Source organism: Alteromonas sp. IB21, assembly GCF_016405965.1.
Lineage (GTDB): Bacteria > Pseudomonadota > Gammaproteobacteria > Enterobacterales > Alteromonadaceae > Alteromonas.
This window is the reverse complement of sequence record NZ_JAEFCD010000026.1, coordinates 26,540-48,405: the sequence shown is the minus strand read 5'-3', so window position 1 is coordinate 48,405 and position 21,866 is coordinate 26,540. Positions and strand designations below refer to the sequence as shown.

Below are 21,866 nucleotides of genomic sequence, written 5' to 3'. Positions count from 1 at the left end.
CTAAGGTAGAGTTTTAGCGTCTGTCTTAAAGGAATAGAATGATGTCCAGTCAGAGTGACAAAGCGCGTTTTGTAGACGCATGTACAACGCAGTTAATGCGTTTATATTTGGCAAGTAAAGCGGGTAAAAACGTCGATACAGACAAATACAGAGTGCAAGGCTTTATGCACGCGGGCGAATTAATGGGGCTGCTCACTAAGGAAGAAGCGAAAACGTTAATTGCCGACCTGCACATAAACGTGTTTGGCGAAACCATTGAAGAACGTGCCGACAGAAAACGAAAGCTCGATGCATTGAAAGCGTCAGATCCAGACGCGTACTTAGAAATTCCAGCGATAGAAAGACGCTAGAACTCCCGTCACTGCTGTAGACGTGTCAATTTACGTTGGAGAGTTGGCTAAGTCATGTCTATACTGGAATAGTGTCGACAGGAACAAAACCTGGCTGCATACCATTCAATGCATGGTAAATCCACCACATGGAAAGTAGTAACATAAAGTGAGCGGGGCAGCATTAGTGCTTAAACAGCTGGTTTATAGAAGCAAGGCAACAGCAAAGTTTAGTGAGGATGACTTACTCAAGATCACATCAGACTCTATACCTTTTAATCGAGAAAACAACATTACAGGTATCTTGCTGTTTGATGGTGAATATTTTTTTCAGGTACTTGAAGGGAAGAGTGACGTCGTTCACGCGCTTTACGAACACATCAAAGGAGACAGCCGGCATACCAATATCGTCAAGGTGACTGAACTTGTCGTTCATAAAAGAGACTTTGGTGAATGGTTATTGAGAGCGCTGACGGTGAATGAAGGCAGTCGTTGCTACTGGCTACCACCAGACCTCACACTTAATCGAGAGGGGAGAATGTTTGCGCTATTAAACAGCTTTGCCTCTGGAAGGTGGCGTAACTGTTTGAGCGATTCAGAACGCAAGAGTATAAGTGCTAAGATAACAACTGCCGCTACCTCGATTGCTCAGTTTGAGAACTCACACATCCAATTTGCGTTTCAGCCAATCATCGATACCTTTAAAGGCAAAATTACGTCATTAGAAGCCTTGATAAGAAGTGACGATGGCGAATTTCCTGAAGCGATCCTCGATTGTTTAGACGGTGAAGAGAAGTATAAGTTTGACCTTGAAAGCAAAGCCATTGCTATTGCTCAAGGAGCGAAGTTACTCAACCCATCCCAGTCACTTTCTATTAATTTATGTCCCGGCGCAATGACTTACTTGCCCGATGTAGGCGAATATTTATGTAAGTTACTAGGAGAAAGTGGACTCAAGCCAGAACAGTTAGTGCTGGAGGTGACAGAAACAGAAATAATCAAAGAGAACGACGCTTTTTTCGAAGCCGTTGAGCGCGTTCGGTCTCGCGGCATTAAAATTGCGATAGACGATTTTGGCGCCGGCTACGCAGGGCTATCGCTGCTTGCTGACTTTTCCCCAGACAAAATAAAGTTAGACAGAAAAATTACCACAGGAATTCACGAGAATGGCCATCGGCAAGCTATTACTGAAGCGGTGTTAGAGTTTGCTAATGCAATGGGGATTCCGCTTGTCGTTGAGGGGGTAGAGACAATAGAAGAGTGGTTGTGGTTACAACACATAGGCGTGCAAAGATTCCAAGGGTTTTTATTTGCAAAGCCTTGTCTTAACGGTATTGCAGAGGTCAAATTTAAGGTGGATGGCGGCGAAACTCTCTAGCAGGAAACCTTATCAAACCTAGCCGCTGAGTTAACCTTTGGTGAGATTTTGCTGTGTTTTCTAATTTCTCAACTAGGCTTTACAGGTATTAAATTTATCATTAAGACCCGCGGTGCATAACACTCCTTATGTGATGTTTTACAGGGATATGCTTGCTACACGGATTTGGCAGTAGTACCGGTAGGAATTCATTTATGACAAGTAATGTCTCAAACGTTTTTTCCCGCTTATGGCTTTGCCTCGGACTATTAGTCGTTAGTTTTCAAGGGTTCGCTGCATGTGAAATGGCCGGAGAAGATGGGTTTGCTATTACCGCTAAGGTGCCGGTAGAGGCGGGGCAGCAGCGTTTTTCTTTTGTCTGTGATATTGACTCGCCCCACATACTTTATTTTTCTGATAATTTCATCTCGTTCAATCAGCTATATGATAAGGACATGCGCAAAATCTCCGCCCTCCCTGGCGCTTTTGAAGCTTACCCGCTCGACCCATCAAATAAGCTATTTTACTTAGACTTAAGCTCTCAAGTTGAAAGGTTTTTAACGTTAAATGTCTCTACGCTAGCCGATTATCAAAGATTTTCTTCTATTCACACCCTTACCATGAGCTTGTTTATTGGTTTTTGCTTCGCGCTTGTGCTTTACGTAGGCATGTTAGGAAGCAGCATGCGCAACTATGGCTTTTATTCCTACAGTTTTTACGTGTTCAGTGCGGCCATTTTTTTTTCCCTTCAAGAGGGACTGTTAAACATTGTTTTCCCCGATATAAGTCTTTTTTCCAATTTTAAGCTTATTTTGTTGTTTGCTGGGCTCACTGTTTTTGCTGCTGTTAGATTTCTTGATCAACTACTCGATTTCAAAGTGTTATTAATGGGTTGGCAGCGTCATTTCTTACTTGGAATGGCGAATACAGCTTTAGCGTTATCTCTGTTGCAACTCGTACTTCCTTACAGTGGGGCAGCACTTGTTAATCACATGCTGAGTCTGATAACGCTAATCACTATGACAGGTACGCTATCAAGTTGCGTATATGCCACGTATCGAAAAGTTCACTGCTCAGCCCTTGTTATGACTGGCATCGCGGTAATGGTGCTCACCATGCTTTTCCGTTTGGTCTTTGTAGACACGTCAGAATTTATGTATCGATACGGTCTGGTTGTTGGTATCACGCTGGAAGCGTTTATTTTTGCGATGGCGACATGCAGAAAAGTAAAAAAACTAGACGATGATAGAGTGGGAGCTTTTAAGCGAGCTTCGACAGATGCTTTGTGTAACGTGCTCAATCGCAGCGGCTGGGAAAGCATGGCGAATACTATGTTGTCTACTTACAACAAGGAGCGAGGGTACCTTACGCTTCTCTTTATTGATGTTGATCATTTCAAGGAAATCAACGATCAATATGGTCACCATGCCGGAGATAAAGTGCTTCAGGTTATTGCCAAGATTTTAAAGAGTCGATGTCGAGAACAGGATGCAGTTGGTCGTTTGGGTGGTGACGAATTTGTGGTGTTGAGTCATTGTTACAGTGAAGGGCAGTCGGAGCGTTTAGCGGCTCGCGTAGAAGTTAGTTTGAATGGCAGAGACATTAGAACAGATAACTATGTTATACCCGTAACAGCCAGTGTTGGCGCCTATATCACTCAAGAGCGATGTAAGGATTTAACCAGTTTGCTGGATAAAGCGGATAAAATAATGTATCACGTTAAAGCGCAGAAAAAAGACGAGGCCCCCGTGGCCTCTTAACCAGTTCCTATATTAACTGAGCTTTGGCTATGTGTTTAACCGCTCTGGTTAAATCTGCAAGTGCAGCAGACTCAAGGGTTGTCCAGTGCCAGAATAGAGGCACGCCTAATTCCTGCTTAGGAAATAGTGGAACAAGTTCACCTTTTTCTACCTCTTGCGCAACTTGTAGTGTTGGAAGTAGCGCCCACACCACGCCATCTAATGCCATTTTTACAAACCCATGAGATGAGGGGTACCAATGACAGGAGGTGAAGGTTGGCGCAATGTTAAGGCATTCCCTCTGATAGTCGGTAAGTAAGGTGACATCATATTCATCGTAAAGTAACCCTGGTGTTTCCATAACACGTGCCGGTGATATGCCTTTGTGCAAATAGCGCTCAATGAAGCGGGGAGACGCGTAAAGTTGATAGCGCATAGTGCCCAGCCTTAATGACTGGCCGCCGGTGACCGGTGTACCCGTTTGGCTTATGCAGGCCATAACGCGCCCCTGCTGAAGAATATCACGTGTTTGTGTTTGGTCTGCATTAACGATATGAACAGGGTTAGCTCGCTTGTCACAAAATGCGGCCATCACTTGGGAAAACCACGTCGCCAATACATCATTGTTCACCGCTACACTTAGCGGTGCTGCCGAGGCTTCAAGCCCGCTTTTAATGTTTAACGCTTCTTCTAATACGCTAACCTTTTGTATGTGCGCTAGCAGTTCTTTGCCCAGCGGTGTGGGCTTTAAGGGCTTTGTTCGCACCATAACCGGGCCACCGACGCTTTGCTCTAGCCGTTTAATCTTTTGCGAGACTGCAGATTGAGTAAGGTTGAGGGCCTGAGCTCCTTTCTCAAAGCCACCATAGCGAAGCACTTCGTGAAAACACCGCAACGCATCATAATCAAGCATAAGAAAGCCACCTGTGAAAAGAAGGTTATAAATATTAATTTTGCTTATCAAAAACAAATATCATTAATTTAATTTAGTCCTCCAAGGTGTATAAAATCAAGGCAATTATTTGGTTGTACAGCATCTTTGCTTTTAAAGCTGGGGCAACCAGTACGTTTTAAATTTTATAATTGTTTTACTTAAGAGGCAGGTAACATGTTAGCGGCAGTAACAAGTGGTTTCGTGATGGGCGGAACCCTTATCATCGCGGTAGGTGCGCAAAATAGCTTTCTTATCGAGCAATCGATGAAGCGACAGTGGACAAGCTTATTTGTGCTCCTATTCATCTTAAGTGACGCAATATCCATAAGCCTGGGAGCTATGGGGTTTGGCCTGTTACTGCAAGAATACCCAATGCTCGTCACCATTACTAAATGGGCTGGCGTAGCATTCTTGTTATGGATTGCCGTCAACAAAATTAAATCGTCTATGGCAAATGATGCGTTAGTTTTGCAAATGGCGAAGAAACAGCTGTCGTTCAAAAAAGCCCTGTTAATCGCGCTAGCAGTGACGTGGCTGAACCCCCATTTTTATTTAGATACCTTGTTGCTAATGGGTAATTTGGCAAGTCAGTGGCAGGAAAACAAATGGTGGTTCGTTGGCGGAGCCATTGGTGCATCAATTGTTTGGTTCATTGGTTTAAGTACGCTGACTGCACGCTTTGCGCATCATATGCAGCGTCCGAACTTTTGGCGCTGGTTCAACCGGTTAAATGCGGCAGTTTTGGGCATGGTCAGCCTTCAATTGGCAAGTCTGTAAATAAAAACGTTAGGTAACCCAATTTCAAGACGCGTAGAGTTTTCATTTGAGTCTTAACTGTTACCCTAATGCTGATATGTGCGCACGCAAAAGGATAGAGTAGTGAGCTGGATGTATTTGATTGTTGCTGGCCTACTGGAAATCGGCTGGCCTGTTGGACTGAAGATGTCGCAGGAGGCGGAGACCCGAGTAATGGGTATCTTGCTTGCGATTGGGTTTATGGCCGCCAGTGGCTTTTGCCTGTGGATGGCACAAAAACACATTCCTATTGGTACTGCCTATGCGGTATGGACGGGAATTGGAGCGGCAGGCACGTTTTTAGTTGGCGTTATGTTTTATGGCGACCCTGCGTCACTGGCACGTTATTTTGGCGTCGCACTTATTGTTGCGGGCGTGATAGTGTTGAAACTCGCGCATTAGCGTCAGTTATCGAAGTAGTGAAAGCTGAGCTACTAATCAGCTAACCTTAAAAAAGCCCGACAGTGTTGTCCTGTCGGGCTTTTTCGTTTGGTATGCGCCGCACATAAACAGGCAATGCGTAAAACTTAGTTGTAGCCCAGCTGGTTTCTAAGTTCGGCCATAAAGGTTTCAATACGCTCTGCATTTTTACCTAAATCACTTTTTCCTACTCGTGATTTACTGCGCACATCAACCAAGGTGTCATCGCTTTTCGCCGTGAGCCTTATCACAACGTCGTCTTTGAATCCAAACCACGTGGTGGTGTCAGTCGCTTCAAGGGTATTGGGTAAAGCACCTTCGGTGACTTGTTCCCAACCTAGCGCCGCAATCGCGTTTTCGGCAGCGACATATACTTCGTTGATGGGTTGTGGAAGAAGCTGCGTTTTGATTTCAGGGTATGCTTCAAGCTGCTGTTTGGTTACATCGCCGCCTTCATAGGCAACAGAATTAGGCGCACCTTCTCGAAGTGGCGCAATGGCCACGAATTGTGGCGGGTTCGTAACATCGGTGGTGATATCATGAATTGGCGGAACAGCGCTCGCTTTACTCATCATGCTAACGGGCATGGCAACCGCAACTAAAGCCAAGATCGCACATATTAGCGTACTTCCCCAACTCACGTTTTTACGATTAATTAATACCTGCAAAATGATCAGTATTATGGCGGCACCACCTACATAGACGCCAAAGCGCAATGAGGTAAATGCTGTGCCTAGGCTCACGCCTGCGTATTGATAAAGTGGGCCGGGCAATACGACCATGAGAAATCCAACGATACTGGTAAGGGCAATGAGTGCTTTCAAGTGAACTCCAAGGTTGTTATTTTTGTTTGAGCAACCTACTTTAACAGTCAATCGGGTCTTTTGGATTAGTTTCTCGTAATAAATATCGCTGTTGTTGTTTGAAGTACTATATTGTGGGAAGCAATCAGTGGTCACCACTGTCAAGCTGGAGAAAAGTAACGTGCAAGCTCATACCGACAATGAAAGCATAGGCGCTCAGCACGCTGACTTGCTGTTTGATATATTGTCGACGCAAAAAGCGTTATTTACAGAAGGAATAAGCGAATACGATCTCATTGAATTGTTAAAAAAGGCGCCTTATCGATTTTTCGATGAAGATGCACTTCGAGACCCTCTGGTACTGTTTAAAACACATTTTGTTTTGTTCCATGTGCTTTATAAGCTTAGACGTTACTGGCGTAGAGTAGACGAGGGTGAACTCAGTATTCACGCGCTCAATATTAAGTTGGTAGCTAAACAATCGGTAGTAGAGAAAAAACGCGACGGCACAGTTCACCGTGCGCAGTTAGAAGAGGTCGATACCCTCGCTGATTACTATTTGGATTGGTCTAATTTTGAGAATGCGGACCGCAACAGCGTTGATAATTTGCTCGATGAATTCTGGCAGCGAATGGCAGGGGAAAAGATCACGGTTGTGCAGCCGGGTGAAATTGATGAGGCACACCAGTTGCTGGGCTTGTGTGAAGAAGGAACCATGACGCTCGCTTTATTGAAGCGCGCGTACAAGAAAAACCTTCAGTTAGTGCACCCTGACAAGGGCGGTGAGCAGGAAAAAGCGCAAAATGTAATCCACGCCTATCACGTGCTTTTACAATATTATTCGTTTAAATAGGACATCTGTGCCTTAATGATTTCGTATTATTCGTATAAAGTACAAACCCTCCGGTGATTGACCGACAACATCGGTAACTTCAACTTCATTCTCTTTTATTGTGATGTATAAATGCGCACAATATGAGCTATCTACGTTTAGATTCGTAATAAATAGTGCTTGTTATGTCGAGTCTCCACCGCGCTTTATTATTGAGATTTCGGTCAGCTCAAAAGACGCGGCGTATCGCAAGCACAAATCACTGGGTTTATATTGGAAATACAGAGCACGTGTCGCGCTCTGTAAAAGTTATTGGGAAATTGAAAATTTATGGGTCGCATTTTTTATGTTACTGCAGCACTGATGACAATGATTGCTGTTGTTGGGTGTTCAAACGAGGGTGAACAGGCACAGGCGGGTGCTCAGCAAGGCATGCCAGCGCCGTCGGTATCGGTGGTTACACTGAAAAAACAACCTGTAGTACATGAAATGGTGTTGCCAGGGCGGGTGAGCCCGTCTCGACAGTCTCAGGTTCGTCCACAGGTAGACGGCGTTATCACTGACCGTTTATTTGAAGAAGGTGCTCATGTAGAGAAAGGCCAGCAGCTTTATCAAATTGATGAGGCACGTTACCTTGCACAATTAAATAGTGCTAAAGCCGATCTTAAGAGTGTAGAAGCAAACCTTAAAACATTGGAAGCAAAGGCCCGTCGTTACGATGATTTAGTTGCGCAAAATGCCGTGAGTAAGCAAGAGTACGATGATGTTATTGCCCAAAAGGATCAGGCGCAGGCAGCGATAAGCGTAGCAGAGGCCGCGGTTGATGTGGCAAAAGTGAATATGGGCTATACCAAGGTTTACGCACCTATTAGTGGCCGTATTAGTCGCTCGTTTGTTACCGAAGGTACCCTGGTTACCACAAATCAAGCGCAGCAATTAGCAACAATAACTCAGTTAGACCCAGTGTATATCGATATGCAGGAGTCTGGTTCTTCTATCATCACCCTGCGTCAGTCTATGCGCAAGCAGGGCTCGATGGACGTCGAAGTGACGGTAGACGAGGTGACAGGTGAGCGCTACGGCCAGACCGGTAGTGTAAAGTTTTCTGAAGTCACCGTGGATGAAACCACAGGCTCAGTTACCCTTCGTGCTGAAATGCCAAATCCCGACGGCGTTTTACTTCCAGGCTTATTTGTGAAAGGTCATGTGATTACAGGTCGCGAAAATGCGTTGTTAGTGCCTCAGCGCGCCACAACCCGTCAGCCAGATGGCTCACTGTCAGTGTATGTCGTAAATCAGAACAATGAGGTTGAAGGACGTACCCTAGACATTGGCAAAATATATCGTGACCAATATGTGGTAAAAAGCGGGGTGAGCGAAGGTGAGAAGGTCATTGTAACCGGTTATCAGAAGGTTAAGCCCGGCGCGAAAGTTAACCCATCAGAGTGGCAACCGTCATCACGTGGCTCTCGATAGCAAACAAGGAATTTAAGTAATATGGCTCGTTTTTTCATAGACAGGCCCGTGTTTGCATGGGTGTTGGCAATTATCACTATGATGGCTGGTGTTCTAGCCATTACTTCGCTGCCCATTGAGCAGTATCCAAAGGTGGCGCCACCGTCGGTAACCATCTCTGCATCTTATCCAGGAGCGTCAGCAGAAACCGTTGAAAATTCCGTGACACAAGTTATTGAGCAAAGCCTAACCGGCATTGATAACTTGCGTTACTTCTCGGCAAGCAGCTCGAACAGCACTATGTCGATTACGCTGACATTCGAGCCTGGTACAGACCCAGATATTGCGCAGGTTCAAACACAAAATAAGGTACAGGGTGCGTTGCCGCTTCTGCCTACTCAAGTTCAGCAGCAGGGGGTAACTGTTACCAAAGCGAACAGTGCATTTGCGCTGGCGGTAGGGTTCTACTCAGAAGATGACACCATGACACAGTACGACTTGAGCGACATGCTGGTGTCTAGTTTTCAAGATCCTATTTCGCGCGTTAATGGCGTGGGTAATGTGCGTGTCTTTGGTGCACAGCGCTCCATGCGTATTTGGTTAGATCCTGACAAACTGTATAGCTATAACCTAACGCCTACCGACGTACAGGCCGCAGTACAAGTTCAAAATACTGATGTTTCGGCAGGCCAGTTGGGTGGCATGCCGGCCATTGAAAACCAACAAATTAATGCAACTATTCAGGCACAGAGTCGCCTTCAAACGACGGAAGACTTTGAGAATATCGTGCTTCGAGTCAATACCGATGGCTCTCAGGTGCGCGTGCGTGATGTAGCTCGCGTAGAGCTTGGCGCACAAAGCTATGATGTTATTGTTCGCTACGATCGCAAACCAGCCTCAGGTATGGCCATTAGTCTTGCCTCTGGTGCTAATGCGTTAGACACGATTAATGCGGTGAAAGCCCGCGTTGAAGAGCTGCGCTCAAATTTACCTGATACGGTAAAAGTGGTGTATCCCGTTGATAGTTCGCCGTTCATTGAACTCTCGATTGAGTCGGTGGTACACACGCTAATTGAAGCGGTGGTGCTGGTGTTCTTAGTCATGCTACTTTTCTTGCAGAACTGGCGTGCTACGCTTATTCCTACCATTGCGGTACCCGTTGTATTGCTTGGTACGTTTGCTGTGCTGCTTGCTTTTGGTTTTAGTATAAACGTGCTTACCATGTTCGCTATGGTGCTTGCTATCGGTCTGTTGGTCGATGACGCCATTGTTGTGGTGGAAAACGTTGAGCGAATTATGGAAGAGGAAGGTTTATCGCCTGCCGAAGCCACTAAGAAGTCAATGACACAAATCACAGGCGCACTGGTCGGTATTGCTGCGGTGTTATCCACCGTTTTCATTCCCATGGCGTTCTTTAGTGGTTCTGCTGGCGCTATTTACCGTCAGTTCTCGGTAACGATTGTGTCAGCCATGGCGTTTTCTGTGCTAGTTGCTATCATTCTTTCTCCATCGTTATGTGCCACCTTGTTGAAAAAACACCCGGAAGATCATGATAAGAACAAAGGCTTCTTTGGCTGGTTTAACCGAACGTTCAACAAAGGCCGCGACCGCTATCAACGCACCACGACGCATATGGCCAAACGAGCGAAACGCTATTTCGTTGTTTACGGGTTATTAGTGGGCGGTATGGTGTTTATCTTTAGTCAATTGCCCGGAGCATTTCTTCCTGATGAAGACCAAGGCCGCATGATGATACTAGTCAGCACGCCGCCGGGCGCCACCGCCGGCCGAACCCTTGAAGCTATTAAACAGGTTGAAGACTACATTCTTGAAGAAGAACAAGAAGCGGTAAACGGTATGTTTGCTGTGGTTGGCTTTAGCTTCGCTGGTCAGGCACAAAATGCAGGTATGGCGTTTTTGAATTTCAATGACTGGAGTGTGCGGGATGAAAACAATTCAGCTTTTGCTGTAACGCAAAGAGCATTCGGCGCCTTCAGTCAAATTCAAGACGCATCGGCTTTTCCAATTGTGCCTCCGCCGATCATGGAATTAGGTAACGCCACAGGTTTTGATATGCAGCTGGTGGATAGAGGCGGAAATGGCCATGAAGCCTTGATGAACGCGCGAAATCAACTTTTAGGTATGGCCGCACAAAATCCTAAGCTTTCAGGCGTACGTCCAAACGGGTTAAGCGATGTGCCTCAGTTTAAAATTAACATTGATAGCGAGAAAGCATCAGCCCTAGGTCTGAATTTAAGCGAGATAAATAACGCGCTTCAAATAGCGTGGGGCTCCAGCTACGTCAATGATTTCATAGATAAGGGTCGTATTAAGCGAGTTTATATGCAGGCAGACTTGCCACATCGCATGACCCCTGAAGACTTAGATAAATGGTTTGTACGCAATAGCGATGGTGAGATGGTCGCTTTCAGCACCTTTTCTACCACAGAGTGGGTTTATGGTTCGCCCAAGCTAGAGCGGTTTAACGGTATATCTTCAGTAAATATTCAGGGTAGTGCTGCCGAGGGCATCTCTTCGGGTGAGGCAATGGCCGAAATGAAGAAGCTGGTAGAGCAGTTACCCCCGGGCTTTGCCATTGAATGGTCTGGTTTGTCTTTCGAAGAACAAGAAGCGGGCTCTCAGGCACCGATGCTTTATGCACTTTCGATTCTGATCGTCTTCCTGTGCTTGGCCGCACTGTACGAGAGTTGGTCAGTACCCTTTGCTGTTATGTTGGTTGTACCGCTTGGAATTTTAGGCTCAGTAACGGCCGCATTTATCTTTAATTTACCTAATGATGTTTATCTGCAGGTCGCGTTTTTGACAACAGTCGGGCTGGCCGCAAAGAATGCCATTCTTATTGTCGAATTTGCCAAAGAGCAGTATGAAAATGGTGAAGATTTGATGACTGCTGTTTCTAACGCTGCGTCGCAACGTTTCCGGCCTATATTGATGACGTCTATGGCGTTTATTTTAGGGGTAACACCCCTTGCATTAGCTAGCGGCGCTGGTGCAGCAAGCCAAAATGCTATCGGTATTGCGGTGATGGGCGGCATGTTTGCAGCCACGTTCTTAGCGATTTTCTTTGTGCCCATGTTTTATGTAATGGTAGAAAAACTGTTTCATAAACAAGACAAGCAATAAGTAAGTGCGCTAGAGTGAGAAAAAAACGCTTATTTAAAAAATAGGGATATTGGTAATGACCACTGTAGTATTTTCTCACGGTAAAGAAAGTGGCCCTTGGGGCAGCAAAATCACCACGCTTTCGAATGTGGCGAGTGATATGGGCTTTGGTGTAGAGAGTATCGACTATCAAGACCTCGACTGCCCTGAAGCCCGACTAGAACGTTTAAAAGAAACCATTGCCGAAAAGTGCAATGACGTTGTTTTAGTTGGGTCGAGTATGGGCGGTTATGTCTCTTTGGCTGCGGCAAGTCAAATATCAGCCAGAGGCGTATTTCTTATGGCGCCTGCTCTTTATTTGCCGAATTATAAAATTCAACGGTTCCCCTATGATGGGTACGTAAGTCTGGTGCACGGTTGGAATGATGATATTGTTCCAATTGAAAACAGTCTTAAGTACGCCCGTCATCAAAAAGCACAGCTTTTATTGTTGAATGACGGTCATCGCCTTGCAAATAGTAAGTCGGTAATTTCACCGTTTTTCAGAAACTGGTTGGAAAAGTTTCGTTATTAGTCAATGTGACCTTGTAAGGTTGCAGTGATGAGCGAAACGATAAGTTAATTAAGTCCAAGCGTACTTCGGCAATGATTTTTTGAAAGGCCTAGCAGCGAATACTGCTGGGCCTTTTTTTGTAGGGAAGGATTAACGGTGCCTACGACCAATCGCTTATAGTGCGCGCTCGCGCAAATGCAGGAAATTGTCTGTTTTTATGGCATGATGAGATATTGCGAGAAACAGGGCAGATGGATATGGCATTTAGTTTACCTCAAGCACCACAGTGGTCATCTTTAATAAAGTCTGGCTGCCGCGTCTTTGTAGGCGGCAATGCGTCGGTTCCTCATGCGCTAGTACAGCATCTAATTGATCACAGCGAAGGCTTTAGCGACATAGAACTTGTGCATATGCTGGCATTAGGTGATACCCGCTGGGTTAAAGAAGAATATAAAAACTTGTTTAAAGCAAATACCTTCTTTATCGGTGGAGAGGCCATGCGTAAAGCTGTCGATGAAGGACGCGCAGACTATACCCCGGTTTTCCTGTCAGAAATATCAAGTTTGTTTAGTGATGGTACCCTAGCCTTAGATGCAGCTTTAGTGAATGTAAGCCCCCCCGATGAGTTTGGCTATTGTTCTCTAGGTCCGGCAGTAGATATCGCTATGTCAGCAATCAGGCAAAGCAAGAAAGTGATTGCCCAAATTAATCCTCAAGTTCCCAGAACCGCCGGACATTCCTACATTCATATCAGCGAAATTACTGCCTGTATCGAAGCGGAAGAGCCTTTGGTAGAAGTAACGCCGCCACCGATTGACTCGGTTGCCGAGCGTATTGGCCAGTATGTATCAATGCTTGTTGACGATGGCGCAACGCTGCAATTTGGTATCGGAAAAATCCCCAGCGCGACCCTTAAATATCTGTGTAATCATAAGGATTTGGGTATTCACAGTGAAATGCTCACAGACAGTATTATTGAGTTGCTAGAGTCGGGCGCTATTACAAATAAAAAGAAGACCTTCCACCCCGGTAAAATTGTGACCAGTTTTGCCATTGGTACCCGTAAACTTTACGACTTAATTGACAGTAACCCACACATTGAGTTTTACCCTAGTAGCTATGTGAATAAACCCACCAACATTGCGAAAAACGACAACATGGTTGCAATAAACAGCGCACTTGAAGTTGATTTGACCGGGCAAGTGGTGGCGGACTCGTTGGGGTACGATTTCTACAGCGGTATAGGCGGGCAGGTGGACTTTGTCACCGGTGCGTCTATTAGTAAGGGCGGTAAAGCAATTATCGCACTGCCGTCGACTGCAAAAAACGAAACGATCTCTCGCATAACCCCGCGTATCAGCGAAGGCGCTGGCGTCGTCACCTCGCGGGGGAATGTGCAGTATGTTGTAACGGAGTACGGCATAGCATCGCTTAAAGGAAAAAGCATTCGAGAGCGAGCCCTTGAACTTATTCGCGTGGCGCATCCAAAATTTCGCGCGGCACTACTTGAGGATGTTCGCCAGCACTACTGGGTGCCTCATTACCAAGAAAAATACCCTACCGACATTCCTGAATTAGGCGTTATTCAGCTTAAAAAGCTGAATATTCAGGGAGAGACGTTTTACATGCGGCCATTGAATCCAGCGGATGAAAGGCGTCTTCAAGAGTTTTTCTATTCTCATACTAAGGAGACGCTCAGGCTTAGATACAACTACGACCCTAAGCAAATGTCGCGTGAGAAATCATGCAACTTGGTGTCGGTAGATCAAAGTTCAGACGCTGCGCTGTGTATTGTGAGGCAAGAAGGCTCTCGCATTACTATTCACGCCGTAGGCCGTTTTTATTACAACCCGCATGACAATACTTGTGAGGCGGCCTTTGTAACGCGGGAAACCCAGCAAGGCAAAGGCATGGCGAGCCGGCTTTTAAATGAATTAATTAATGTTGCAAAGGTGCGTGGCATAGCAAAGATGATGGCTTATGTCCGCGGCGACAACAGCCCGATGATCGCCATTTTTGAGCAGGCGAAATTCAAAAGAAAGTTCACTGGTGACCCCAGTGATATAGAGTTAGTTCTAGATGTGGCATCATTGACATGACAGTAAAAATATTTCGAGGCAAGCACGGTACAAAACACGATTTAGGTAAAGACCACCCAGAGTCACCCGACCGTTTATTTGCCATAGACGACCAGCTGCTTTCCTCTGGTCTAGAAATGGTGTGTGAGCACGCTGACGCCACACCGATTGCTGAAGCTCACCTGTCGCTGGCGCATGATCCTTACTATGTAAAAAGCGTGTTTGCGCATGCAGCGCAAGCGATGTTCAGCGATCATGAAAAAACCCAGTATTCGGAGAGTAAAGACAGCGTGGCTTGGCTCGATGAAGACACCGGACTAATGCGCCACAGTTTAACCGCTGCTTTGGAATCGGCGGGTGCAGGCTGCAACGCCGTAGATTGGGTTATGGATGGCGATGATAGGCAAGCCTTTTGTGCAACCAGGCCACCTGGTCACCACGCTACCTACGACAGCGCCATGGGTTTTTGTGTATTTAATAACATAGTTATTGCTGCACGCTATGCCCTTCAAAGCTATGCGTTAAAGCGGGTAGCCATAATCGACTTCGATGTTCATCACGGCAACGGTACCGAACAAATTGTTGCAGGTGATCAGCGCATAATGCTGTGTAGTAGCTTTCAGCACCCGTTCTACCCGCATAGCGGCTCACCAGTGTCAGCGAGTAACATATTATCTGTACCTCTTGAGGCTGGCGCCACAGGGGATGTGTTTAGAGAAAAAGTGCAGCATTGGTTTAATGCACTTCGCAATTTCCAACCAGAGCTTATTCTCATCTCTGCAGGCTTTGATGCCCATGCAGAAGATCCCATGGCCCATTTGCGCTTGGTTGAGGATGATTACTTCTGGATAAGCGAGCAATTGCGTTTCATCGCCGATGAGTGCTGCCATGGTCGCATTGTTAGCATGCTGGAAGGGGGCTATGATTTAAGCGCGCTGGGGCGCAGCGTAGTATCGCATATCAAGGGGATGAGTCGCCCTTCATCAGTGACCTCTTAAGAGCGACGTGTACCGTATTATCTGTAACAAACTAGCGGTGTTAATTGGCTAGCCAGTTGACTAGCATATATAAGCCAGCACCAAACATCGCCACGTTTTCTGTTAGGGAGATAAAACCTAAGGGCAGGTCTGAATTACCGCCGACGCATGCGCATTTAAGCTCCCGTTTATCTACATACACTGCCTTTATAACGGATACCGCGCCGATTGCTCCGATGAAAATAGAAATGGGCGATACCATAAGTGCTGGCAGACCTGAGAGCATACCTAAACCAGCATAGGCCTCAGCAAAGGGATATACATAAGCGTAGCGAACGTGTCTCATTGCTAACAAATCGTAGGTGATAAACTGGTTTGAGAAAGCGACCAGGTCTTGCAGTTTTTGTAGCGCAAGCATCACCATGGCGATACCGATGAAGTTCATTACAAAAGGCGCTATACCCACTGCTATACTGCCTTTTATCATTAGTGCAGCTACTATCAGAGCCGCTAACGAGAAAATGACAATAATAGGCGTGTACCGAGAGCCAAATTCACTTTCTTGCTTTAAGTTAAAGTAATCTCGTAAGTCGTCGTAACCACCTATGCGCTTATCATCAATGAACGTTTGAGGCGTGGTTTTTACATCATACTTTTCTTTAAATGTGTCGGTTTCGCTGCGGCTTGTTAGATGATGATCGTCAACGGTGAAACCTTGCCTTTCTAACAGGTCTTTCGACTTTAATCCGAATGGACAGATATGATTGGGAGTAACCATACGGTAAAGCGTAGCGTGTTTTGACATCATCGGCTCCTTGTAAACCTTGCCCGCATACTCATTGAGTGAGTAAAAAATGCGCACATTTTGTTGCAGATTATGCGGCAATTAACGTTATCAATAGAACTTACACAATTTGTGCCAGTCGTTAGCAAAAGCAGCCTTCGGCGTCGGTATTAATCACTGCGCCATTGTATGGGGATTGTGTGGTGTAGCCCACGATTTGATCAACGAGGTCTTTACCGGTAAAACAGCCGTAGCCCGTGGCATAAGGGCCTAGGTAACGCAGGTGGCTGTGTTCGTCCAGTATAATCAGTGCGGGTACGGCAGGTATCATTTTTTGTAACTCTGGCACATCTTCTACGTTAACGCGCACCATTTCATAACTGGTACCAAGCTTGTTTAGGAGCTCGCTTTGGTGGGGTGTGGTCAAAGATTCACAATAGCATCGAGAGGACGTGCCTACGTGCACAATAGTGCCTGCTTTGATACTGGCCTGATTAAGCACTTTTACAAGCTGTGTGTCGAATTCCGCCGCGGTAGTAAGGTGAAGGAGGTTTCCATCTGGGTCAAATAACGACAGTTGGCGCTGTCCATAAACTAGCAGGGCGGTAAGCAAACTCACCGCCCATAACATCAAAAGCGCCCAGCCCCAACGTGTACGCATACGGTCTAAGGCTTAGAAGCAAGGTTACACATTACAATTTGAAACGCTCAATGGCGTTTCGCATGCGTTTTGAAATCTCTGATAACACCTCAACTTCTTTCGCAAGAGACTCTGCGGTGGCAAGTTCTTCAGAGGTAAACTCGCTCAAGCGAGCTGTACTCTCTGCAATAGAAGCTGATGCGGTTTCCTGTTCCATTGCCGATGTAGCGATCTCCGTCATGCTCTCGCTTGCATCACGGATTTGTCGCATGATCTCGGTCATGGCAGCGGTAGCATCGTTACTGGAAATGACCGCTTCATCAACGAGCGTAATGCAGCTTTGCATTTGTTCAACTGAACTTGCTGTTTGCGCAACCAATTGCTCAGTAATACTGGTAATCTGATCTGCGCTTTCTTTAGAACGGATTGCAAGGGTACGAACTTCGTCTGCTACTACGGCAAAACCCCGACCATGTTCACCCGCACGCGCTGATTCAATAGCTGCGTTTAATGCGAGAAGATTGGTTTGCTCTGCAACTGCGGTTATTGAGCGCATCGCCTCTGAGATATGAGAGCATTGTTCATTGAGCGCTGAATTTGTCTGCGCTGCCGCATTCAATGTACTGCGCAATGAGTCGATGGTATGACTGGTGTTAGAAATGGTATCACGAGTGCTTCGTGAAGATGCCTCAGCGGATGATGCTTTGTCGCTAGCTAGGGTAGTTTGTTCTGTAGAAAGCTGCATAGTTTGTGCAATTTCTTCAGACGATGCAGACACCATCGCAATCTCTTGGTCGGTATTGCGACTTATCTCAAACATGTTATTGGCGGCATGCTCCATTTTTCCGCATCCGCGGACAACATCTTCGGTAAGGTTTGAAGCTAATTCTACTAACGCTCTAACTTGGTCGATAAGCTCGGCAAATGGTCTAATAATTTTATGTCTGCGGTTGAGCGCTACACCCAAATCAAGCTTTCCATCGCTTTTCTGCATCGTTTCAATGGCTAACCGCAGTTCTGCTGCACCTGCACCCTCTTGGTGGCTTTGTTTGGCTATGTACATTAATACGCCACCTTCAGCTAATGCAAAAGCAGCATGCATCAGAAGGATTGGGAAAGTGACATGACCTTCTTCAAAAATGAAAAGTGGTGCGCCGCCGGCTTGCAACAAGAAAAATGAGATATGATGAACAGCAACTACTGCGGTACCCGTAGCGACGACTTTCCAATCTCTAAAGCAGGATAAAAACGCAAGCAGCACGAAAATTTCAAAATGAATTTCAATTAAGCCAAATGACTGGTGTATGTGTAACGCCGTAAGCAACTGTACGCCTATTGCCATTGCCTGACGACTCAATGAAGAATAAGGGTCCTGAAAGCTTAACACCAAAGGCACGGCGGCAATCGGAACACCAAAAATGAATGCTGGCAGTAATTCTCCGGTAAAGAGGCCAATCGCCACAGCAATGATAAGCTGAACAACGATCACTACTCGAAAAATCTTGTGTCCATCAAGAAGCCAAGGGTACTGCATGTCATTCTCCGACGAGTATTTGAACTGAAATTGTAGGTGAGAAGTTCAAACTGTGCTAATTTTCGCTATTTTACGAAAACTGACGTTTTTTAACCATTTAACTTTTGTCTAGTCGCCTTTATTTTAAAGGCCCAGCGTTATGTTTTAAGGAGAGTTACATGCCTTCGGTTGCTTTTCTTTCCACTGATAATCTTGAAGACTTCTTTGTGTATGACGAATTATTGGTGCCACATTTCAATCAAAAAGGTTGGAACGTGGAAACCGTATCATGGCATACGAATTCTGAAAACTGGAGTCGTTTTGACTATGTTATCGTGCGAAGTACATGGGATTATCAGCAATACGCCGATGCATTTGTTGCCTGTCTAAAAAAGATAGACGCATCAGACGCGACGCTGTTAAACCCTTTGAGGCTGATGCAATGGAATATAGAGAAGCATTATCTCAAAGACCTTGAATGTACAGGTATTCCCATTGTGAAAACAATATGGGAAAGCACATTTAATAACGATGTTATAAATAAGGCGTTTGACGAATTTAACAGTGACACGATAGTCATAAAACCCGTTTTAAGTGCTAATGCTGACGACACGTTTAAGCTTGAACGCGAAACCTGGAAAGAAAGCGCTGGTGTTCTAAGCAACACCTTTGAGCACCGAGGCTTTATGATCCAGCCTTTTCTATCTAACATTGTGGAAGAAGGTGAATACTCATTGTTTTATTTTGGCGGTGCGTTCAGTCATGCCATTAGGAAAGTGCCACAAAAAGGAGACTTTCGCGTGCAAGAAGAGCACGGCGGAAGCTTGCAAACGGTTAGTGTAGATAATGTTCAACTCGCCATCGCTGAAAAGGCGCTTTCAGCTATGCCCTGCAATGCGCTTTACGCTCGTGTTGATTTGGTGCGACAGGATGACAATTGGGCCATTATGGAGCTAGAGTTAATTGAGCCCTCTTTGTACTTTAATTTAGATGAAGACTCCCCGGTGCGCTTTGTTGAAGCACTTTTGACATTCCATGAAGCAGCAACCAATAAGTAACCATGTAATTGCGTCTGAGGCTTATATCTTAAAAGAGGCGCTGGTTGCTAGCTAGCGCTTGTGTCCTAGCTAGCGGCCCCATAGAAGTTCTAACGCTTTTCATAGTTTCTTTGAGCAACACTTCGGTCAACCCGCATAACCTGTTTTTGCGAGTTACCATTTTGTTTTACTGACCGTGTATTAGCATTGCTAGTTCGCTGAATGCGCTTGGGTTTACTACTCTCTTTTGCCACAGAGCGTGGTTGCGGGCTTGCTCTCACCACTCGTTCTTTGTTGGTGTATTGTTTCGGCAAGCGTGGCTCCCGAGTGTTTTGCTCTATCCGCTTTGGCGCTTTCGCATCAGACGCAATGCGGGCAGGCTTATCTTTTTTTAGCTTTGCTAAAGTGTTTTCCTTCGTTGGCTTGCTAATTTTCGCCACTGCCTGATTACGCTTTAACGCGTGCTCAATAGATTGTTTGCGGTTTACCGTGCCTTGCCCATTTTTAAATCGACTTTCCCTCAGTGGCGATACTGTTTTGGGCTCAATAATGCGCGTTGCAGGAACCTTATCGAGAGTGTGCGTAGCTAGCTTGCCCGCGTGTTTTTCCCCGTGGCGAGTAGGAGAGTTAATTGTTCTAACTTGCTTATTCGATACATGTTGTTCTCGCCTTTGGTTAGCTTTTTTATAGCGTGAAGGCGCGCTATGGACCACATGGTTAGCGTAACGTGCTCGGCGATGCGCCGTATTGTGCTCCCATCGACGATACTCTCGATTGATCACGCGTTTTCTCGGGCTCCCGTGATAATAGCGACGCACGGGTTCACGGTGTATGACCACGTGCCGACTGTGCCAGTGAACACCGCCAAAAAAGAAGAACGTCGAAAGGCGAATACTGGGTGACCAAAATACATTGCTATGATGGTGATAGCCCACATGATGTCGCCAGTGCACAGGCGAGGTAGCATGCCACCAATGCCCATACACTGCGTGTGGATCGTAATAAGGTACGTAAACGACTTCGCGTTGACGAGGCTCTATATAGATAATTTCCCTCGTGTTTTCCCGCTCGGTTTCCACTTCAATGTAGTCATTGGTTACTAAGTTACCTGTATTGTGTGCGTGTTGACGCAACACTTGCACACGGTCGAGCACGCGGCTTTGATCAATAAGCACGTTATCGCCAAGCTGCTGCAACCAGTCAAGATCATTGGCCATGGTGTTTAGCAGCTCGGTAAAAGGTGCGAGTGCTTTCACACTGGGATCCCAAGAAACACTGGTCAGTACGTTTTCTACTTGCTCAGGCGTTAAGTGCTTGTTGCTTTGACGCCAACGGTCGGCAGCCACCACATCTAGAGGGTAGGTTGAAGCAATCAATATATGGGTGAGCAGGGTGTCGGGGTAAAGTGCAATAGGGGCAAGCACGCTGTCTAGCTGCGCATCAGAGTGTTGCTCGATGGACGCTGTGGCTTGGGTCAAATTTGTGCTCGATTGCGCCAGTGCAGGAATAACAGTGGCACTAGAAAGTGCTACTATCACAGTTAGGGCTATGTTTTTCATACATTCTCCTTACATTGCGCAGCGATGAAAAAGTCATTCGTTGTGTGCAATGTGGTAAGTCTGTATACGTTATAACTACGCCATGATTAACCGAAGCTGAATAGAAAACGCCCACTTAACATGGGCGCTTTAAAGAAGAATATGAGGAGGGCCGGTTTATCGCCGTGTTATTTAAAAACGTGAGGGTCGAATGCGTGACCTAATTTTTCTGTTTTCGTTTTCAAATAGTGTTTGTTGTCTTTGGTAATACCGTGGTCGATTGGCTTTCTTCTTACCACGTCAATACCTAACGCCTTAAGCGCGGCCAACTTTTTAGGGTTGTTAGTCATCAGCTCAACGTGCTTCACATTGAGCGTATCAAGCATAAGTTTGCAGATGTCATAACTTCGCAAGTCGGCATCAAAACCAAGGTGCTCGTTCGCCTCCACCGTGTCCATGCCGCTGTCTTGAAGATTATAAGCGCGGATCTTGTTTAGAAGGCCAATGCCACGCCCTTCCTGTCGTAAATACAGCAACACACCGTAACCGTTATCGACAATATTCTGCATGGCTTTTTCCAGCTGAAAACCACAGTCACATCGAGTGCTAAATAAAGAGTCACCGGTTAAGCACTCAGAATGAATACGAATAGGAACAACGTCATCCTCTTTCCATTCACCATAGGAAAGCGCGACGTGCTCTTGTCCACTGGCTTCTACAAAACCGTGTATTTTAAAGTCTCCCATACGCGTGGGTAACTTGGCGGTACTGACATATTCGTATTTAGGCTGTTTGCTACTCATGTTACTTCTACACTGTCAACAGTAGGCATTAAGTGGGGATGACTTCTTTTTTTACAAGTCTACCATTTAAGTATACCAGTCCGCATAGATAATTACCTACTCAGCGAGATTTAAATGTTCGTAATCGCGGCGTGTTACCGCAGGTATAGTGGTTCG

19 protein-coding genes are annotated in these 21,866 nt (G+C 45.9%); 12 read left to right on the top strand and 7 right to left on the bottom strand.

Annotated elements, in window-relative coordinates; translation table 11 throughout:
* The first annotated feature begins 38 nt into the window (after positions 1–38).
* The 3 genes from JC525_RS15990 to JC525_RS15980 all read left to right on the top strand — a co-directional run bounded on the left by JC525_RS15990 (position 39) and on the right by JC525_RS15980 (position 3,446).
* Entirely contained in the window at positions 39–350 is a 312-nt protein-coding gene (locus JC525_RS15990; RefSeq protein WP_233095246.1) for a hypothetical protein, read from the top strand.
* Between the two features lie 148 nt (positions 351–498).
* Positions 499–1,707, top strand: coding sequence for a diguanylate phosphodiesterase (locus JC525_RS15985; RefSeq protein WP_332874126.1), 1,209 nt, complete (start codon positions 499–501; stop codon positions 1,705–1,707).
* A 194-nt stretch (positions 1,708–1,901) separates the two neighbouring features.
* Positions 1,902–3,446 (top strand): GGDEF domain-containing protein, encoded by a 1,545-nt coding sequence (locus JC525_RS15980; protein WP_198816721.1) that lies wholly within the window; start codon positions 1,902–1,904, stop codon positions 3,444–3,446.
* 7 nt (positions 3,447–3,453) lie between these two features.
* Here JC525_RS15980 and JC525_RS15975 read toward each other — a convergent pair whose 3' ends face one another.
* A complete protein-coding gene (locus JC525_RS15975; protein WP_198816720.1) occupies positions 3,454–4,338 on the bottom strand; it encodes an ArgP/LysG family DNA-binding transcriptional regulator in 885 nt (294 codons plus the stop codon).
* Positions 4,339–4,533: 195 nt separating this feature from the next.
* Here JC525_RS15975 and JC525_RS15970 point away from each other — a divergent pair, with 195 nt between their 5' ends.
* Positions 4,534–5,136, top strand: a complete 603-nt coding sequence (locus tag JC525_RS15970) for a LysE/ArgO family amino acid transporter (RefSeq protein ID WP_198816719.1) — start codon at positions 4,534–4,536, stop codon at positions 5,134–5,136.
* A gap of 102 nt (positions 5,137–5,238) precedes the next feature.
* Positions 5,239–5,556, top strand: coding sequence for a DMT family transporter (locus tag JC525_RS15965; RefSeq protein ID WP_198816718.1), 318 nt, complete (start codon positions 5,239–5,241; stop codon positions 5,554–5,556).
* A 125-nt stretch (positions 5,557–5,681) separates the two neighbouring features.
* On the opposite strand, the gene JC525_RS15960 is transcribed toward JC525_RS15965, so the two are convergent.
* Positions 5,682–6,398 carry a DUF1499 domain-containing protein gene (locus tag JC525_RS15960; RefSeq protein ID WP_198816717.1) on the bottom strand — a complete coding sequence of 239 codons (717 nt, stop codon included), beginning with the start codon at positions 6,396–6,398 and terminating at the stop codon, positions 5,682–5,684.
* A 127-nt stretch (positions 6,399–6,525) separates the two neighbouring features.
* Between JC525_RS15960 and JC525_RS15955 the strand changes: the two genes are divergently transcribed.
* From JC525_RS15955 to JC525_RS15930, 6 genes are all read left to right on the top strand, one after another.
* Entirely contained in the window at positions 6,526–7,230 is a 705-nt protein-coding gene (locus JC525_RS15955; protein ID WP_332874125.1) for a DNA-J related domain-containing protein, read from the top strand.
* Between the two features lie 309 nt (positions 7,231–7,539).
* Positions 7,540–8,685 (top strand): efflux RND transporter periplasmic adaptor subunit, encoded by a 1,146-nt coding sequence (locus tag JC525_RS15950; protein ID WP_198816716.1) that lies wholly within the window; start codon positions 7,540–7,542, stop codon positions 8,683–8,685.
* A 21-nt stretch (positions 8,686–8,706) separates the two neighbouring features.
* Positions 8,707–11,808, top strand: a complete 3,102-nt coding sequence (locus JC525_RS15945; protein ID WP_198816715.1) for an efflux RND transporter permease subunit — start codon at positions 8,707–8,709, stop codon at positions 11,806–11,808.
* Positions 11,809–11,863: 55 nt separating this feature from the next.
* Positions 11,864–12,361 carry a YqiA/YcfP family alpha/beta fold hydrolase gene (locus tag JC525_RS15940; RefSeq protein WP_198816714.1) on the top strand — a complete coding sequence of 166 codons (498 nt, stop codon included), beginning with the start codon at positions 11,864–11,866 and terminating at the stop codon, positions 12,359–12,361.
* 236 nt (positions 12,362–12,597) lie between these two features.
* Entirely contained in the window at positions 12,598–14,439 is a 1,842-nt protein-coding gene (locus JC525_RS15935) for a bifunctional acetyl-CoA hydrolase/transferase family protein/GNAT family N-acetyltransferase (RefSeq protein ID WP_198816713.1), read from the top strand.
* Positions 14,436–15,416: a histone deacetylase family protein gene (locus JC525_RS15930; protein ID WP_198816712.1), complete on the top strand. Its 981-nt coding sequence runs from the start codon at positions 14,436–14,438 to the stop codon at positions 15,414–15,416. The genes JC525_RS15935 and JC525_RS15930 overlap by 4 nt, the downstream gene beginning before the upstream one ends.
* A gap of 40 nt (positions 15,417–15,456) precedes the next feature.
* On the opposite strand, the gene JC525_RS15925 is transcribed toward JC525_RS15930, so the two are convergent.
* From JC525_RS15925 to JC525_RS15915, 3 genes are all read right to left on the bottom strand, one after another.
* The gene (locus JC525_RS15925; RefSeq protein ID WP_198816711.1) at positions 15,457–16,200 is read right to left on the bottom strand and encodes a MauE/DoxX family redox-associated membrane protein; all 744 of its coding nucleotides are present in this window, start codon (positions 16,198–16,200) and stop codon (positions 15,457–15,459) included.
* 121 nt (positions 16,201–16,321) lie between these two features.
* On the bottom strand, positions 16,322–16,840 hold the full coding sequence (locus JC525_RS15920; protein ID WP_198816710.1) for a DUF6436 domain-containing protein: 519 nt from the start codon (positions 16,838–16,840) through the stop codon (positions 16,322–16,324).
* Positions 16,841–16,871: 31 nt separating this feature from the next.
* Complete coding sequence (locus JC525_RS15915; RefSeq protein WP_198816709.1) at positions 16,872–18,353, bottom strand: methyl-accepting chemotaxis protein; 1,482 nt, start codon at positions 18,351–18,353, stop codon at positions 16,872–16,874.
* Positions 18,354–18,511: 158 nt separating this feature from the next.
* Here JC525_RS15915 and JC525_RS15910 point away from each other — a divergent pair, with 158 nt between their 5' ends.
* Positions 18,512–19,390 (top strand): ATP-grasp domain-containing protein, encoded by an 879-nt coding sequence (locus JC525_RS15910; RefSeq protein WP_198816708.1) that lies wholly within the window; start codon positions 18,512–18,514, stop codon positions 19,388–19,390.
* A gap of 89 nt (positions 19,391–19,479) precedes the next feature.
* Here JC525_RS15910 and JC525_RS15905 read toward each other — a convergent pair whose 3' ends face one another.
* Together JC525_RS15905 and ribA are read right to left on the bottom strand one after the other, a co-directional pair.
* On the bottom strand, positions 19,480–20,928 hold the full coding sequence (locus JC525_RS15905) for a DUF3300 domain-containing protein (RefSeq protein WP_198816707.1): 1,449 nt from the start codon (positions 20,926–20,928) through the stop codon (positions 19,480–19,482).
* Positions 20,929–21,095: 167 nt separating this feature from the next.
* Positions 21,096–21,710, bottom strand: coding sequence for a GTP cyclohydrolase II (ribA, locus tag JC525_RS15900; RefSeq protein ID WP_198816706.1), 615 nt, complete (start codon positions 21,708–21,710; stop codon positions 21,096–21,098).
* Between the last annotated feature and the right edge of the window lie 156 nt (positions 21,711–21,866).

What these genes read in the sequence shown, in the direction of transcription:
- JC525_RS15990 (WP_233095246.1), top strand. Translation starts at nt 39, where the DNA reads ATGATGTCCAGTCAGAGTGACAAAGCGCGTTTTGTAGACGCATGTACA.
- JC525_RS15980 (WP_198816721.1), top strand. Translation starts at nt 1,902, where the DNA reads ATGACAAGTAATGTCTCAAACGTTTTTTCCCGCTTATGGCTTTGCCTC.
- JC525_RS15975 (WP_198816720.1), bottom strand. Translation starts at nt 4,338, where the DNA reads ATGCTTGATTATGATGCGTTGCGGTGTTTTCACGAAGTGCTTCGCTAT.
- JC525_RS15970 (WP_198816719.1), top strand. Translation starts at nt 4,534, where the DNA reads ATGTTAGCGGCAGTAACAAGTGGTTTCGTGATGGGCGGAACCCTTATC.
- JC525_RS15950 (WP_198816716.1), top strand. Translation starts at nt 7,540, where the DNA reads ATGGGTCGCATTTTTTATGTTACTGCAGCACTGATGACAATGATTGCT.
- JC525_RS15945 (WP_198816715.1), top strand. Translation starts at nt 8,707, where the DNA reads ATGGCTCGTTTTTTCATAGACAGGCCCGTGTTTGCATGGGTGTTGGCA.
- JC525_RS15940 (WP_198816714.1), top strand. Translation starts at nt 11,864, where the DNA reads ATGACCACTGTAGTATTTTCTCACGGTAAAGAAAGTGGCCCTTGGGGC.
- JC525_RS15935 (WP_198816713.1), top strand. Translation starts at nt 12,598, where the DNA reads ATGGCATTTAGTTTACCTCAAGCACCACAGTGGTCATCTTTAATAAAG.
- JC525_RS15930 (WP_198816712.1), top strand. Translation starts at nt 14,436, where the DNA reads ATGACAGTAAAAATATTTCGAGGCAAGCACGGTACAAAACACGATTTA.
- JC525_RS15925 (WP_198816711.1), bottom strand. Translation starts at nt 16,200, where the DNA reads ATGTCAAAACACGCTACGCTTTACCGTATGGTTACTCCCAATCATATC.
- JC525_RS15920 (WP_198816710.1), bottom strand. Translation starts at nt 16,840, where the DNA reads ATGCGTACACGTTGGGGCTGGGCGCTTTTGATGTTATGGGCGGTGAGT.
- JC525_RS15915 (WP_198816709.1), bottom strand. Translation starts at nt 18,353, where the DNA reads ATGCAGTACCCTTGGCTTCTTGATGGACACAAGATTTTTCGAGTAGTG.
- JC525_RS15910 (WP_198816708.1), top strand. Translation starts at nt 18,512, where the DNA reads ATGCCTTCGGTTGCTTTTCTTTCCACTGATAATCTTGAAGACTTCTTT.
- JC525_RS15905 (WP_198816707.1), bottom strand. Translation starts at nt 20,928, where the DNA reads ATGAAAAACATAGCCCTAACTGTGATAGTAGCACTTTCTAGTGCCACT.
- ribA (WP_198816706.1), bottom strand. Translation starts at nt 21,710, where the DNA reads ATGAGTAGCAAACAGCCTAAATACGAATATGTCAGTACCGCCAAGTTA.